Here is a 16,796-nt window from a genome sequence, read left to right as displayed (position 1 = left end):
TGATTCTCATTTATAATTCGCTCAATTTAAAATCACTCTCAGGGCGAGAAAATGGGAAATAAGATAAAAAGTAATAAACTTTTTACAAGAAAGTCTGAAGTTAAAAATATCATTCCACTTCTTTCACTTGGTGGGGCCATTTTTCTTTCAAATTCAGCATTTGCAGCCTCAGCCTCTGAGACAACAGATGCTGAAAAAAAGCCTGAAGCACTCCCTACAATTACAATTACTGCTTCACGTGCAGATGAACTTTCTACTTCTGCTAAACAAGTCACTAAACTAGATGAAAAACAAATTGAACTTTTAAGAAATGGTTCCTCTGGAAGTATTGCAACCGTTTTAGCCAAAGCAGTACCAGGCCTGTCTGACTCAAGCCGAACCATTACCGATTATGGTCAAACTTTACGTGGTCGTAATGCCCTGATCTTGGTCGATGGCGTTCCAATGAACCTCACACGTGATACATCAAGAGGACTTTCCTCAATTGACCCCGAAAGCATTGCGAATATTGAAGTGATCCGAGGAAGTAACGCAATTTATGGCGGTGGTGCTGCTGGCGGTATTATCTCAATTACAACGAAAGCTGCTGGTGGCGAACCTACAGCAAAAACAGTCGTTGGACTTCAAACACCTTTAACAAATTTCCGTTCTAATGCTTTAAGTGGCGATATTCATCAATATTTCACAGGCAGCTTTAACGCTTTTGACTATGCACTCGACTTTGGCTATCAACGTATTGGTAGTCCATACGATGCCAGTGGTGACCGAGTTGCACCAGAACCAAGTCAGGGCGACCTTTATGATGCCGATGCCTACAGCGTAGGCGGTAAGCTGGGTTACCATATTGATGACAACCAATACCTACAATTTGCTGCAAACTACTACAATGCCGAGCAAGACTCAGATTATGCTTCTGACCCAAGTGTTAATAATGCCCCTGCCGGAACTGTACCAGCCAAAGCCATTAAAGGCTTAAAGCTAAAAGACCAGACTAAAAATGAAAACCAGATTTACAATTTAACCTATAACCATAAAGACTTCTTTGGCAATAAGGTTGATGCTCAAATTTATTACCGTGACTTCTTTACACGTTTTTCACCATTTGATGCAAAAAACAATCCGAATCGAGGTGGACAGGTAGACCAAGTTTATCAAGAGAATAACGTACTCGGTAGCCGCTTAACTGTAACCACACCACTTGAGTTTTTAGGTGATACCTCCCTAGTTTGGGGTGGTGATTTCAACCGCGAAAAAAGCGAAATGCCTTTAGATATTTTTGATCGTGACATTTATGAGCAATCTGGTGGCCTAGAGTTTGTAAAAACTGGCAAGCTTACTTATTTACCAAAACTCACCACGCAAAGTGTTGGTGGTTTTATACAGTTAAAACACCGTTTTAATGATCAATGGTCAGCAGAAGCGGGTACACGTTATGAAGACAGCTATGCGCAAATTGATAGCTTTATTCCATTATCACAACTTGATCCTAACACACAATCATATAAGCCCAACCCTTATGTATATAAAGGTGGAAAAGTGAAAGCTAATTCATGGTTATACAATGCCAATGTGACTTTCTCACCGAATGACCAGCACTCGATTTATGCATCATTTAATCAAGGTTTCCAATTACCGGATGTTGGTGTGATTATTCGTAATGCAAATGAGGAAAAAAAATCTGAATTATCATCTTCATTTTTTGAGCCGGTAAAAGTTGATAACTATGAGTTGGGCTGGAAAGGAAACTTCAACAACTTCTCTTCAAGCTTAGCAGTGTTCCACTCTACTTCTGACTTAGGCGGCGTGCAATCCTTTGGTAACGGTTTAATTCTCACCCGAACTAAAGAGAAAGTCACTGGTGTAGAAGCAACTTTTGACTATCTTGATGATGCAAATTTTTGGGGAACTGGTGGTAGTGTTACGTGGATGAAAGGCCGTGAAAAACCTCAAAACGGTGCTGAACAAGACATGACAGGCTTCCGTATACCGCCTTTAAAACTCACAGCTTACGTTTCTTATAGTCCAACAGAAACTTGGACAAACCGCCTACAAGCAACTTACTTCGGTTCAGAAGATTACCGATTAAATGATGCCACTATCTCTGGTCGTGCCGATGTAAAAACTTATACAACAGCCGATTTAATCAGTAGCTTTGCGCTTAACAAAAAAGACACTGTGACGATTGGTTTAGAAAACATGTTTAACCGCAAGTACTATCCTCTCTATAGTCAATTATTAAGATCTGGTAATAACACTAGCCATTTGGTGGCAAATGGGGCAACGCTTAAAGTTTCTTATAGCCATAAGTGGTAATTAAAATTACATAGAATGTGTCACAAAAAAGGAGATCTATACGGTCTCCTTTTTTTATTTAAAAATTATTTAAGCCTTATCTTCTTTTCTTTGTCGACTTGAAACCGACTGTCGGGACTACCCTAGCTTTCTACCAGAAATTTTGTTAACTTGATTTTGTTACATATTCAAGATGTGATTTTCTCCCAACACTTTTCAACATCGTGTTTATGAAACTCAATTCATGCATGTGGCTTTACCAATATTTTTAAGGGGAAATCATAATGGAAATTTCACATCGAGAAATTTATGCGCTTGTAGACATTAATAATTGTTATGTCAGTTGTGAGCGACTATTTAATCCCAAACTTATTGGTTTACCTGTTGTAGTACTTTCTAACAACGATGGATGTGTTGTATCACGCAGCGAAGAAGCAAAAGACTTGGGTATAAAGATGGGAATCCCATGGTATCAAATTGAAGAAGCGGCTCTACAAGCAGGCGTACACGTCTATTCAAGCAACTACACTTTATATGCCGAGATGTCTCGTCGCTTTTTTTCGGTTCTTGGGGAGTTTTTCTCATCCGATGATTTAGAGGCTTACTCTATTGATGAATGCTTTATCCACCTTACCCCTTACCTCCAATCTCTAGAGATCCATTCATATTGTGGCAAAGTCGTAGAAACGCTAGATGAATGGTTAAGCCTACCTTGTTGTATTGGCATCGGATATTCAAAAACTCAGGCCAAGTTAGCCAATCACTATGCAAAAAAAATTAAAAGTTTTAATGGAATTTGTAATTTCACTACTTTAGATCCTCTAGTTCTTGAAGACCTCATGCAACAAACTTCTGTTAAAGAAGTCTGGGGAATTGGCTACCAATTGGTCAAACAACTACGAAGCTATGAAATTTATTCATGCCTAGACTTAACTTTTGCCAATGAATACCATCTAGCCAAAGCTTTTTCTGTGGTTATGGCACGTACTATTCGTGAGCTAAAAGGCCAATCCTGCATTCAACTTGATGATCCTGCCATCCTAACAAAACGAATTTTAGCATCACGAAGTTTCGCTCAAGCTTTATCCAGCATTGAGATTATTAAACAAGCGCTTATCTTTCATCTCAATCGTGCTCATCGGCGTTTAATGAAACAAGAACAACTCTGTGCCTGCATTCAAGTCATGCTTTATGAAAAAACAGATAAACCACCTTATAAAAAAGCATCATCTCAAGCCATTGGCTTAACTTATGCAACAGATGATCTATGCATATTAACCAAAGCAGCAATGCAACAAATTGATGTTTTATATAAAGAAAATAAAAGATACATTAAGATTGGAGTTTTATTTTGTGGTTTGCACGCCCGTCAACATCACATTGATGATTTATGGCAACCTCTTGAGTTGATCCAGCAAAGACAACAACTCATGAAAACACTAAGTACAGTCCGTAATCGATTCGGTAGTCACTATTTACAAGTGGGCTATCATTCGCGTAGCCCATCTTGGCATATGAAACAATGTCACCGTTCAAAAAACTATCTAACCCGATGGAATGAGCTACTCGTAATTGAAGAGAAGTCTACAGCCGTTACACAAAATACATGAACTGTTTTTGTCAATTCAGTTTAAAATAAGCTTTATTAAATTACTTGAAATTTTGTCATTTTTTAACATTGCTAAATCATCGCAAAATTCACAATATATAAGCCGAATTTGGCGTACCCTTTCTGCGACAATTAAAACAAATTATAAAAAAATTGTAGAAACATATGCCATAATAAGCAAACTTTGCAGACATCTTGCAAAGACTATTTGCAACTTTAGAGCTGGAGCAATCTGAATGAGTTCGACCATTTTGGTGATTCATGGACCGAATTTGAATTTGCTGGGAAAACGCGAACCAGAAGTATATGGTCATCTTACCTTAGGTGATATTAACCAACAACTTATTACCCAAGCTCAACGCGCATCAATTACATTAGATACTTTCCAGAGCAACTGGGAAGGTGCCATTGTTGACCGTATTCATCAGGCACAAACTGAAGGCGTAAAACTTATTATTATTAACCCTGCCGCCCTCACTCATACTTCTGTTGCTCTACGCGATGCTCTACTTGGCGTTGCCATTCCATTTATTGAAGTACATTTGTCGAATGTTCATGCACGAGAAGCATTCCGACACCATTCTTATTTATCTGATAAAGCAATTGGCGTGATTTGTGGTCTAGGTGCAAAAGGCTATAGTTTTGCACTCGATTACGCCATTGAAAAAATTCAACCATCTAACCCAAACTAGTTTAGGAATAGTCGCCCATGGATATCCGCAAAATTAAGAAACTCATCGATTTAATGATTGAGTCTGACTTGCAAGCGATTGAAGTTAAAGAAGGTGATCAATCAATCGCTTTAACTCGTCGTAGTCCAGTCGTTGCTGCGGCTGGTGTAGCACTTCCGGCAGCTCCTGTTGCAGAAGCACCAGTTGCAAAAACACCACGTGGAGCTGTTGAACCTTCTCCAATGGTTGGCGTGTTCTACGCTGCTCCAAGCCCAGGCGAAGCACCATTTGTTAAAGTAGGTCAAACTGTATCTGCTGGTGAAACTTTGGGTATTATTGAAGCAATGAAAATCATGAACCCAATTGAAGCAACTCAAAGTGGCGTGGTTGAAGAAATTTTAGTGAAAAATGGTGATGTTATCCAATTCGGTCAACCTTTATTCCGTTATCGCGCGTAATTACCTCGGGGACGTCTATGTTGCAAAAAGTTTTAATTGCAAACCGTGGTGAAATCGCTTTACGAATTACTCGGGCTTGCAAAACATTAGGAATCAAGACTGTTGGTATCTATTCAGATGCTGATAAGGATTTGATGCATTTACGTTTTGTTGATGAAGCAGTATGTATTGGTCCGGGTGCAAGTAGTGATAGCTATTTAAATATCCCGGCAATTATTACTGCTGCAGAAATTACTGGTGCTGATGCCATTCACCCTGGTTATGGTTTCCTTTCAGAAAATGCTGAGTTTGCTGAAATTGTAGAAAGTTCAGGCTTTACTTTTATTGGCCCTCGCCCAGAACATATTCGCCTCATGGGGAATAAAGTTTCTGCGATTGTTGCCATGAAAAAAGCAGGCGTACCTACTGTACCGGGTTGCGACCATGCCGTGACCATCCACAATGCCTTAGCTGAAGCGAAAGAAATCGGTTTCCCGCTTATTGTTAAAGCGGCATCTGGTGGTGGTGGACGTGGTATGCGTATTGTTGAGCGTGTAGATACACTACTTGAATCAGTTCAAGCAGCACAACGCGATGCAGAAATGTGGTTTGGTGACGATACTGTTTACATGGAGCGTTTTTTACAAAAACCTCGCCATGTCGAAGTTCAAATTCTTGGTGATGGTAATGGTCATGCGATTCATTTATATGACCGCGACTGTTCATTACAACGTCGTCACCAAAAAGTGCTAGAAGAAGCGCCTGCACCAAATCTACCAGAACAAGCTCGAGCTGATATTTTAGAAGCGTGTGTTCATGCATGTCAGCTAATGCAATATCGTGGTGCTGGTACGTTTGAATTTTTATTTGAAGACGGTGAATTCTTCTTTATCGAAATGAACACTCGTGTTCAGGTAGAGCACCCTGTTACTGAAATGGTGACTGGTGTTGACATTATTGAACAACAGCTACGTATTGCAGGCGGCCTAGGACTAGAACTTCAACAAGAAGATATCAAAGTTCAAGGACATGCAATCGAATGTCGTATCAATGCAGAAGATCCAACAACTTTCTTACCTTCACCGGGTAAAATTGAAAGTTTCTATGCACCAGGCGGTGCTGGTATTCGTTTAGACTCTCATATCTATCCAGAATATAGCATTCCACCTTACTATGACTCTATGATTGCCAAACTGATTTCTCATGGTAAAGACCGTGAAACGTCAATTGCACGTATGCGTCAAGCTTTAGATGAAATGATCCTTACAGGAATTAAAACCAATATTCCTCTGCATAAAGATCTTATTTTGCAAGATAAGAGCTTCTGTTCTCAAGCAATGGACATCCATTACCTTGAAAAACACTTGTTAAAGCAATTGGAAGAAAAGAAGAAAGCTGAAACTGCATAATAAAAAAAGCCTCTTATAAATAAGAGGCTTTTTTTATATCTATTACTTTATGGTAGTACTCTACGCAAAGTCGCAAAACACTGCTCACCTTTAGCGGTTGAACAGAAGTTAATAGTATGATCATTTTTCCACTGTACAAAATATTGAGAAACATCACCTGTTTGATCTTGTTTCTGTCCAGAACAATCCATTTTATTATTATCAAATTTAATTTGCATGACTAAAGCAGCTAACTGCTCTTTAGGATCATCGGACGGTTGATATTCATATAAGCCATATGACCATTCTTGACCACTTTTGATCACTACATCATTACTGCTACGGAAATTATAATATTCCACACATTTCTTATTATTTGGAATTTCCATTCCCCATAATCCCATAATTTCAGGACGCGTAACAATACGTATAGCATTAGGATTACTTGCTGTCCGAACGGGTTGTTCGGCTGGCTGCTGAGTCGCCGTTTCTGCCACAGCTAAACCAGAACAAGCCCACAATAATCCAATAATATAAATATTTTTCATAGATTTATTAATCATTAAACGCATGAACTTAAGTTAGCATATTTTTTGACAAATTCACTGGTTCATAACCATATAAAAACAATATTTTTCAACTGTAACGTGCTACAACAAGTCATCAAACAATTTTATATTTACTTGCTTTTTTCAATATAAATACCTTTTTCCTTCATCATTTCGAGCTTATGCCGTTGAAGAATCGATTTGTTTAGGAAGCCACATTACAAAGCATAAACCTAAGAGTACAACCAAGCTGGCACACATAAAGATAATTTCACCGGAAAGAATTTTCCAAAAATGTCCAGCCAGAACACTACCAAAAGCCACACCTAAGCCCCACATGGTGCTGTAAAGAGCTTGTCCCCGCCCTTGTTGTCCAGCCGAGAAATTTTGAAAAATAACTCGCATCGCGATTAAGTGAAATAGACCAAAACTAAAAGCATGCAAACACTGTGCAAAAAGTTGACCAACAAAATAATGCGAAAATAGTGCAACTAACATCCAACGCATGCTCGTCACCAGTAAACATACAGTCACCAAACTACGCCATGAAAAACGTTGAAAAACCTTTGAAGCAATTGAAAACATAAAAATTTCTGCAAAAACCCCTATAGCCCATAAAAATCCAATTTCAGTCGTACTAAAATTCAAAGATTTCAGAAAATTACTATAAAAACTATAAAAAGGCGCATGTGAAAAAAGCAAAATAAATTCAATTGTAAAAAATGCAGCTACTGTCGGGCGCCTAAGTACGGGAAGTAAAGGCTCTAACTGCTTTTGTGAGGTAGGTGCACCATCCGGTTCTCGAATTGTGAAAGACCAGATAAATGCCAATGAAGCAATAATTAATAATAAAATCGGAAGCATCGAAATATGTACTATTTCTAGAAGTGCACCAATAACGAAGACACCTACAATGAATCCAACAGATCCCCACTTACGGATTTTGCCGTAAAGTTTAGCTTTTTGATCGCCCAACCAAAATAAAGTAACCCCTTCAAATTGAGCTAAAATAGCATTTTGAAAGAAGCTAAAAATAAGCATGAGTAAAGCAATGGATTGAAAAGTATTTGGAACTATAAAAATAGCCAACCATATACATGATTCCATCCAAGTCGCCAACCGTACTAATAACATTCGCTTACCAGATTTGTCAGCAATCCATCCCCATACCAAAGGTGCGAAAAAACGCGTTACAATGGCAATTGATGATAAAACACCAATTTCTTGATAATTAAACCCTTGATCTTGAAGATATAAATTCCAGTAAGGCATGAATGTGCCAACAATGGAATAATAAAAGAAGTAGAATCCGCCGAGTCTAGTTTGGATTGTAAGTGGTTGCATTAAGTTGCTTTATCTTGCATTTTCAAAAAGTTAATCATAATTAAAGTTGCATCCACTTGTACTGATATGCTGAATGTTGCATTTCACTAGTCTACAAATTTAATTTCCAATCAATTTAAAAAATTTGTAGACTGCATGCTTTTAAAGCAGAAACTACACATCAAATTACTGATCTGCGCAATTCTATCATTTTGGGTAGAACTAAATTGATTTATTGTTAATTCATATAGTAAAAAAAGAGTTCTGTTAGGGAATACCACCTATGAATTAATAAATAAGAACCCAGTATATCTACTTATCATTTTTTGGAGTCTTATTTTGAATATAAGGCCGATGTTAATTCATTTTATAGTTGCCCTATTATTTTTTCTAAAGATCGTCACATCTAATGAGTAAATTTACATCGAGTTATTATTATTTAAAACTAGCAAAAAAACCGCTGACCTAAGCTAGCGGTTAAATGTCTTCTTATGCTCAACAATCAATTCACTACAACATAAAAAAATAGTTAAATAACAGTGCACATATATTCATCAGCAAATTTAATAGTACTGTGGTCTATTTGATCTAAAGGACCATCAATAGGAGTAAAACTTATGCCATTTACTCTTTTTTTATCTGTAATACTCAAATCTAGTTTATATAATTGTTCTTTAGGTGAGGCTGGGGATAGATACTGACTTCTAACATAAGTTGTATATTTATAACCTTTATCCACTACTTTCAATGCACTATCATAGTAACCACTTTCTAGAGATATTAGGTAACCTTCAGAGTCACCATAAGCACTATCATTGATCACCAAATAATAAAGTTCGCCTTCTTTTATCTGGATTCTACATGATTTTTTTCTATCTCGACTCACTAAATCATGACTATAGAATTCATTAAAGACAGCATTTATACAATTTGTATAAATATCATTTGTTTCCCCTGGTTTACAGGCCTTTAAATTAGGAGAAGCTATAGAACTATTAACAAGAATTGGAAATTTTCTTGCTACATCATGATTCTTACTATAAACTTTATTTATATAATCACTATAGTCATCAGATTCAACTATATCTGCTGCAATCCTAAATGCCTTAATATTATTAATCATAGTATCCCTAGGTTCAATAACATCATTAAAAGAATTCATCGAAGAATCAATATTATAAGCACCCTTCAATAATTTACTAACCAAGAAAGTATTATTATCATATAAATTTTTCTTGAGTGTAATATAGTTAATATCCTTACCAGCTAAACCATATAAATCACTTGGAAGATATGAGAAACCTTTTCTAATCGCAATTGCCAAGTCGGTGAATGGTGTTATATTAACATGATCATTTTCATTAAAAATTACACTATAGTGCGTTATATTAATATCATTATCTTTGGTTACTTTTAGTCGACAAGGTAACTGACTTGCTTTTACTTGTCCTTCCCACTCTCCATTAATATTTGTCTTAACGATATCTTTGAATCCCGAATCATCCTTACAACGTGCAGTCACAATTGCATCTGATAAAAAATCTCTAGTAACTGCAGTTCCTTTAATGGTTACATATGGATCAATAGGATCTACTTTAGGAGGCGTCTGGTTACTGCTAGAATCATTACCTCCGCAAGCAGTTAGACTCAATATTGTAGTCAACCCAATTATCTTTAATAATGTATTAGACATTTCATATTCTCTATCATGTTTTTATACCTTTTCTAAATATAAAATATTTCAATAGAGATCTATTCAAATAAAATAAACATTATTAAAACTGCTTATTCCAAAAATAATAAAATTAACAAAAAAATTAAAACAATCAGCATATTACACAAGTTAAATTAATAATCCACTTTAAATTCATATAAATTAAAACATCAAACTGTTTAGAACATATAGCATGAGTTATATTCTAAATTAAATAGAATTTTATAAAAGGCTTCTTAGATAACAATTAGAATCTACATACCATTTTTTTTAGTCTCATTATCGAGAATTCGCTGAATCACCGTCCTAGAAACTTCAAACTCCTGAGCTAGTCTATACACACTCCAACCTTTTTTGTATTTTTCAATAACTAGTTGCTTTTGCTCATTTGTAAGCTTCTCGGGCCGTCCAGCTTTATAAGACTCAGAACCATGTTTAAATTTTGCTTTAGAATCTAGATGTAATTTCTCAAAATTTAGACATAACTTTAAAAAATGGATAAAAAAAACTCTTATTTCTCCAATCAACTCATGTTTAGAGTAATCTATACAAATCAAACGGATACCTTTTTTTTCTAAACTTTCTACAATATTTAAAATTTCACAATAATTACTACCTAAACAATCGATGCCCTTAACAATTAGTAAATCATCCGCTTCCATCGAGTATTCAATCAAATTTGTGAGTTTGTCTCGAATGGAAATAGGTTTATCAACTCCGACCTCTTCAATGATCAGTCTATTTTTTTGTACAACATATCCATGTTCTCTTAGCAAGGAACTGTATGATGCTTCTATAGAATTATCATAGGTGTCAACTCTAAAATAAGCATATGTACGCATACTCATTCTCCTACTAGCCATAATGAAACGAGCTAATCCAATATAGAAGTATATTCAATAATAGTTTTTTTATATGAAAATTTTATTGACTAAAAACCCCTTCGACGTAAAAGTTTTTTGATTCTTACAAGACTTTAAGAAGTTTGACAATACTTATCATATTTAATATCAACGTAAAAATCGTTAGTAGCAATAAAAATTTCATTTTCTCATCCTATTTAATTATCATCTTCTTTACTAGTTTCCTTGATTCTGATCGTTCTTTTTTAAGACATATATCATCTTTTTTGAATAAGCAAAAATTAAGATTAAAGAAGTATAAAAAGATTTAGATAGTTATTTTGTTTAATCAAAAACAGGAAAAATTTATAAGAAAATGTTATATTTCATTGTGATATTTCACCTATAACTTTTTTTTTGTGATATTTATCACATTTATCTGCGTGCAATTTAGGTGTTCTGCAACCTCTCCTTCATTAATATTTTTAAGGCCATATATGGAAAACATATTTTCTGATTACTTAGTAAACAGTCCTAGAGGTAAACTTTATATTCCTGATGGGCTTGGACCATTCCCTTCTGTAATCATACTAAAACAGTACGAAGAAAAGATAAACGAGCCTTCTCTTGACTATTATGCAAAAAAGATGAATGAGATTGGCTTTTTGGCTTTTACTTTTATTTCTATCCCAGAAAAACAAATAGAAATTCTATATTCCCATCTAAATTCAGCAATTGACTATTTAACTAATAGGTCTGATGTCGATACAAAAAAGATTTTTTTATTAATGGCTGATCGAGAAAAAACTATAGAAATCAATATGCATTTATTTAGTGATCGCATTCATGCTATAGCTTCATTAAGTTGGTTAACTTAGAAAATATAATTTTAGAACCATAATCTACTACTTATTAAATTACTTAAAACTAGAACTTATTACTTACTATCCCTTTACTATTATTTCACCTCTTCAAGAAAATTAAGAAAGTCTGTCTACGATTTTGCTAACCTAAACACCTGTCGATTAGTAATTGAACAATTAAAAAATTGGTAGTAATTCAACTGTCCCGATCTTGAAGTAAATTCATTATAATACTTTTCTTAATAATATGTGGTTTTTGTTTATGTTTTCTACAGAATTAGAGAAAAAGTAGATTTCCTAGCGAACTGAACAACAGAGATTTGAGAAAGAATATATTTTTAATTCCCATTTTGAATATTTAACTTTTGATTTAGAACTTGGAAATTACGTTTTGAAATATTTCTTAAATAAGGAGTCAAAACAAGATGCTGCAGATGCATTCCACCGTGTTAATACTAGTTGGACGATGTGGAAAAAAGCTATTCAAATTAAACAGGAAGATCTAAGCAAAATTGAAGATATACCTGAAGGCTGTGTCGTCGTTTCAAAGGAGCAAGCAAAAGATTCTGAGCGTCTAGAGTTTTTATTAAATAACCCAACTTTAGAAGCTTCACTTATGAATCGTGAATCATGTGTAGGAATAATGAATAGATTCTTCTTAGTCTATGAAATATTCAATAAATTTATGAATAAAAAAAATACTAAACTAAGCACTAAAACATTACGAGATGCGATCGATAAAGCTATGTATGAGCAAAAGGACTGAAAGGATATAGATTAGTTAATAAGTACAAATAAGGCGCTAAGCTAGCGCCCTTTTAGTGGAATATGTTTACAGCAACAAAAAAAATTATAAAGAAACTCTTTTAGCAATCCAGACATAGAAAAACTGCTCTTGGCTTGGATTACGCTCACAGATTTCAATATAGCGCTGACCTTGCATGATGTTAAGTACAGGTATAAGACTTTCTCACCTTCTTTACCTTGTTTTGATAGATAAGATTTGAGAGCATTTAATATAGCTGGTCCATAAATTCCATCTATCGTAAGATAAGGAGTACTTAAAAATAAAAGTCCCCTCCAATAATGGATATTTAGTGAGGGTCTTTGTACCCAGTACCCAAATATGCTCGGCAAATTGAAATCAAATATTAAAAAATCTCCGAAGAGGATCTTTAATTAATCAAAGTCATATCACAAGTTATCTGAGAACTCCCAACCCTACAATTCTAACACTTTGTTTTCCAATACAAATAACTAATTTATTAATAACCAGCTTTTCCTTTAAAAGCTTTTTTTATTGATAAGAAAAATTAAATAAAGATAAGCGAACTGTAATTTAATTTGTACAATGTGTTAACTTGTGTAAAAATACATTTAATATTCATAAGGTATTTAATCATCACATGTTTTTTCTTATTTTCTTAATTTGTCTTTTTCTGTTTTTACTTATCCTAAAACAACATTACCGTTAACCGTCTTTTTTCAACTATCTTTTCTTTAAAAGCTTTTCTACTTCCTTTAAATTAGAACAATTAAAAATCAAATTTATAGATAGCTCCTTTAGGTAGAGTTAAATGTGCAAATCAAACTTGGCTTAAAGCATCACATCAAAAAATCACGGCTATTCACATTGCCAACCCAGCACCAGAAAGATAATTAATAAGTTACTGTAACAACTATCGCATCTGAATAATTACCAGGAGTCGTTGAAATAGTAGTACCTTGTGGAATTTTTCCATACACATTGGTGCTTTGAACACTCCCTGATCCCGTCTTGGAAACACCTCCAGAACCTCCAACCGCAGTTACACCACCTGTAGTATCCCACACCGTACTATAGTTAGAATCTTTATATAACTGATAGGGAATATATTGACTACTACCATTTGTCATACGTCTAAAGCCACCAGCAATACGGTTATTTCCATCACCTAAATAAATACTGTATGGCGTTCCATTGTTACAAGTCGTATTCACAGCACCTTGCGCAGTGTAATCACGACTAGTCGAACCAATATCATTAATATTGCCAAAATCTACATTTGATGTTGAATCTAATTGGCATAAACTCGGTACAATATAATTGGCAGTTATAGTGGTATTACCCGAGTCCCACCCTCCACCACTATTTCCTTCACAGACAGTGTTAGAGCTTGCTTGCATATCCCAGAAAAGCTGAACCGTACCAGTATATGTGCCTTTAGGATATGCAATGAGCGAACCAGTGCGGGCTGGAACTTTTACATTTACAGAGTAACTAATAATATTATTTGAAGCGACTGTTCTCACTGGTCCATACCAAACATTTGAGGTGTGATTTGTGGTAGAAGAACCTGCACCGCCTACAGTTGCAGTGACCGTATAAGGCAATGAAACACTATTATTTACGCTTGTGGTTCCGCTAAATACCGTCTTCATACACATATAAGCTGAAATTTCAGGAGTAGTACGTCCGCCAAGACATCTAATCGTGCCGGAAAAGTTTATGGTTGCATCACTATTAATAGTGGCGGCCGTATAAGTATACGTACTATTAGTGGTTCCACTTACCGTACAAGCAGCATGTGCAGAGCTAAAAAATGCATATAATATAAACAACAGAACAATTGCTAAAATATACTTTATGGCCAATGAAAACTTTTTACTCTTCATCCAAAAACTATGACTCGCAGTAGTTATCGACATACATAAGGCCCCAATTTTTTAGCACTGTATTGCTTATTTTCATATGCAAAATTAACTTGGCATGAACCATGATCCAGAAGATCGACTTCAAGTTTGTTTTGTTTTAATAGATTTGGAATAAATACTTCACCGTCGTAGCCAACTACCCCATCTTGCTGTCCATTAATTCGAACGCTATAACCTGGTAATAACGCTGAGTTGTTCAAATCAACAAGTTTCACTAACCCTGAAATAACCTGATGAGCACCAAAGTCTACTAAGGTTCCTTGGCGATAACCCACAAATGCTGTTTGGTTAGTTGAAGTAACATCCCATTCTAAAGGTAAATATGATGGATCTAGGTAGATATGATGAAGCTGATAGGGTCTTAAATTTGAAATTAAGAATCGACCAGTTCTATCAGTCGCTCCTAAATTGACTCCACCATTTAGAATTTGACTTTGTGGCCCAGCATTGATCACAACTGCATAGCCGTCACCAATTTCATTGGCTGCAAAGACTCGTCCTGCTGCCGCAACCAACGATCCTGTCGCTGAAACTGCAACTTGGTCATTATCCCCAATTCGGTTGTATCGACCTGTCAGATAAGCAGCACGGGCACGGTAAGAGGCATAGACCGATGCATTGTTTTGATTGGCATCCTGATCGTGCTCAACATAGCCTCCCCATCCAAATGAACCGATTTGTGGGTCATTAAATCCATTTATTTCTTGTCTATACGTTGTTTTACCACTTTCATTAGAAATACTTGTAATCGCATTGATTCTGGTAGATGGCGTATAACGCAACGCAAAGTAAATGCCATAGTCTTTGTGATTTTCATAATCTTTATAAGCCGAGCTATAAAATCCCCAGTTCTTGTTCAGGCTTCCACTTAAATTGGCAGACACTAACTTGTAAGAGTTATCGCTAAATTTGATCTGGTTATAACCCAGATAGGCGCTATATCCTTCGTAAAAGTTATAGCTCATCCCTGCCCTAAAAATCTCATCTGCCAGTGCGCTGTAGCTCAGATAGTTTTTGGGTTCAGCATTGGTCTGGTTATCTTTTAAATATCGAATTTGAGACACGCGGGCAAGGTCAAAGTAGTTATCAAATACTTTGCGGTAACTGGTATTAAACGAAATATTCTTACTAATACGCCCTTCTAAACCAACCAAGGCAGAATAACCGTTTTCATCTTTATATTGGCTCGCTGCAATATCAGCATTAATTACCCCAAAACCAAACAGGTTCTTGGCAAAACCAGTGCCCAGATTCGACAGACTATCTGTAGAAGCCTCTGCACCACCACTTAAGGTCAGTGAGTTGCTGTAGCCATATCGAATCGCACCTGATGCAAAGGTGGCATCGTCGTAATCATTTGAATACAACCCATAGTTATAACGAGGAACCCCAACATCTACTGAAAATTCATTGATGCCTTTTGCTAAAATTTTAGATGAAAAATAGTAAGCCTGTTTGGTAATGCTCTGCTGACCTGTTGCATCGGTGGTTACAAGCGTGACTTCATTTCCGGAAATAAACGGGAGCTGTTTAATATCAAATGGACCTGAAGGCACAAGCCCTGAATAAATCTTTTGTTGGTTGACATATAAATCTAGTGTCGAAGGTAGTGCAGCCGAGCCGGAAAATTGTGGTAATGCCGAAGTAACAATATCTCCTCGTTGGGTATAAGCACTCGACCACTGAAAACCTGCCAGACGTACGCTACTTCCCCAGTCAGAACTATTGGAAATAAAGTCCCCTAAGGTATATATCCTGATCTTTTCAGGGTCTACATACTGCCACTTACTCTCTAGGCGCACCCACTTTTCATGGCTATAACTAGTTTCATTACTGCCGTTATATAAAACCCCTGATGAAAAGTTACCAATTGCACTGTTAAAAATCCCTTCTGCCGAACCAGAGAAAACATTCTCGTCATTAGTCAGGGTGTGATAGAGGCTATAGTTCAAAATGGCAGCATTTAAAGGCTTCATTTTTAGTAAATGAGGGCTCGTGAGCTGTTGACCATTTAAGTCAACTGAATAATCCGCCAACATGTTTGAAGGAACTTGTAAGTTTAAAGCTTGCTCATTCTCTAGATATTTAAACTGGATTCCTTTTAGCTCGTTAATACACACCCATTGGCTATCTGGAGTGTGTTCATCTATTTTTACCCTTAAAACTTTTAAGTCACGAACACGAATATACAGCTTTCCATCTTGATCTTGGTGTACCGAGATTAAATCTGTTGAAATATTCGAGTTAATAGAAATTTTTAAGAAAAGCTGTGTGTAGGCCTTATCAGAACTAAACACCTGATGAGAAGAGTTTGTAACTTCCGGAATACTTGGTAAAGCAATATTGGTGTTATCTTGCAATGATTCAGCAAAAGCATGAATCGGCAAGTACATAACACATAAGGCACTTACGAGA

13 protein-coding genes and 1 pseudogene are annotated in these 16,796 nt (G+C 35.9%); 7 read left to right on the top strand and 7 right to left on the bottom strand.

All coding sequences use genetic code 11. The features are described from left to right. Positions 1-51 precede the first annotated feature (51 nt). From ACB088_RS04820 to accC, 5 genes are all read left to right on the top strand, one after another. On the top strand, positions 52-2,313 hold the full coding sequence (locus ACB088_RS04820; RefSeq protein WP_375038169.1) for a TonB-dependent receptor: 2,262 nt from the start codon (positions 52-54) through the stop codon (positions 2,311-2,313). A 263-nt stretch (positions 2,314-2,576) separates the two neighbouring features. Then, a complete protein-coding gene (locus tag ACB088_RS04815; protein WP_375038168.1) occupies positions 2,577-3,902 on the top strand; it encodes a Y-family DNA polymerase in 1,326 nt (441 codons plus the stop codon). A gap of 235 nt (positions 3,903-4,137) precedes the next feature. Continuing rightward, the gene (aroQ, locus tag ACB088_RS04810; RefSeq protein ID WP_003652261.1) at positions 4,138-4,593 is read left to right on the top strand and encodes a type II 3-dehydroquinate dehydratase; all 456 of its coding nucleotides are present in this window, start codon (positions 4,138-4,140) and stop codon (positions 4,591-4,593) included. Between the two features lie 17 nt (positions 4,594-4,610). Next, positions 4,611-5,030 (top strand): biotin/lipoyl-containing protein, encoded by a 420-nt coding sequence (locus tag ACB088_RS04805; RefSeq protein WP_003652263.1) that lies wholly within the window; start codon positions 4,611-4,613, stop codon positions 5,028-5,030. A gap of 17 nt (positions 5,031-5,047) precedes the next feature. After that, entirely contained in the window at positions 5,048-6,418 is a 1,371-nt protein-coding gene (gene accC / locus ACB088_RS04800) for an acetyl-CoA carboxylase biotin carboxylase subunit (RefSeq protein ID WP_003652264.1), read from the top strand. A 47-nt stretch (positions 6,419-6,465) separates the two neighbouring features. Here accC and ACB088_RS04795 read toward each other — a convergent pair whose 3' ends face one another. The 4 genes from ACB088_RS04795 to ACB088_RS04780 all read right to left on the bottom strand — a co-directional run bounded on the left by ACB088_RS04795 (position 6,466) and on the right by ACB088_RS04780 (position 10,824). Beyond that, on the bottom strand, positions 6,466-6,969 hold the full coding sequence (locus ACB088_RS04795; RefSeq protein ID WP_003652266.1) for a hypothetical protein: 504 nt from the start codon (positions 6,967-6,969) through the stop codon (positions 6,466-6,468). 156 nt (positions 6,970-7,125) lie between these two features. Further along, positions 7,126-8,289, bottom strand: coding sequence for an MFS transporter (locus tag ACB088_RS04790; RefSeq protein WP_375038167.1), 1,164 nt, complete (start codon positions 8,287-8,289; stop codon positions 7,126-7,128). 508 nt (positions 8,290-8,797) lie between these two features. Next, a complete protein-coding gene (locus ACB088_RS04785; protein ID WP_375038166.1) occupies positions 8,798-9,961 on the bottom strand; it encodes a hypothetical protein in 1,164 nt (387 codons plus the stop codon). A 275-nt stretch (positions 9,962-10,236) separates the two neighbouring features. Further along, positions 10,237-10,824 (bottom strand): recombinase family protein, encoded by a 588-nt coding sequence (locus tag ACB088_RS04780; protein ID WP_375038165.1) that lies wholly within the window; start codon positions 10,822-10,824, stop codon positions 10,237-10,239. 497 nt (positions 10,825-11,321) lie between these two features. Here ACB088_RS04780 and ACB088_RS04775 point away from each other — a divergent pair, with 497 nt between their 5' ends. Continuing rightward, positions 11,322-11,702, top strand: a complete 381-nt coding sequence (locus ACB088_RS04775; RefSeq protein ID WP_375038164.1) for a hypothetical protein — start codon at positions 11,322-11,324, stop codon at positions 11,700-11,702. 376 nt (positions 11,703-12,078) lie between these two features. Further along, positions 12,079-12,453, top strand: a complete 375-nt coding sequence (locus ACB088_RS04770; RefSeq protein ID WP_375038163.1) for a hypothetical protein — start codon at positions 12,079-12,081, stop codon at positions 12,451-12,453. Between the two features lie 84 nt (positions 12,454-12,537). Here the strand turns inward: ACB088_RS04770 and ACB088_RS04765 are convergent. The 3 genes and pseudogenes from ACB088_RS04765 to ACB088_RS04755 form a co-directional block, all read right to left on the bottom strand. Continuing rightward, positions 12,538-12,743 (bottom strand): annotated as a pseudogene (locus tag ACB088_RS04765) (putative peptidoglycan-binding domain-containing protein); the annotation flags it as partial. A 603-nt stretch (positions 12,744-13,346) separates the two neighbouring features. Beyond that, the gene (locus ACB088_RS04760) at positions 13,347-14,375 is read right to left on the bottom strand and encodes a spore coat U domain-containing protein (RefSeq protein WP_375038162.1); all 1,029 of its coding nucleotides are present in this window, start codon (positions 14,373-14,375) and stop codon (positions 13,347-13,349) included. Continuing rightward, on the bottom strand, positions 14,366-16,774 hold the full coding sequence (locus ACB088_RS04755) for a fimbria/pilus outer membrane usher protein (protein ID WP_375038774.1): 2,409 nt from the start codon (positions 16,772-16,774) through the stop codon (positions 14,366-14,368). Before ACB088_RS04755 ends, ACB088_RS04760 begins: the two co-directional genes overlap by 10 nt. Between the last annotated feature and the right edge of the window lie 22 nt (positions 16,775-16,796).

Origin of the sequence: Acinetobacter sp. RW6 (assembly GCF_041956835.1) — a bacterium.
Taxonomy (GTDB): Bacteria; Pseudomonadota; Gammaproteobacteria; order Pseudomonadales; family Moraxellaceae; genus Acinetobacter; species Acinetobacter calcoaceticus.
Note: the sequence above shows the minus strand (reverse complement) of the source record. Positions and strands in the feature narration are given on the sequence as shown.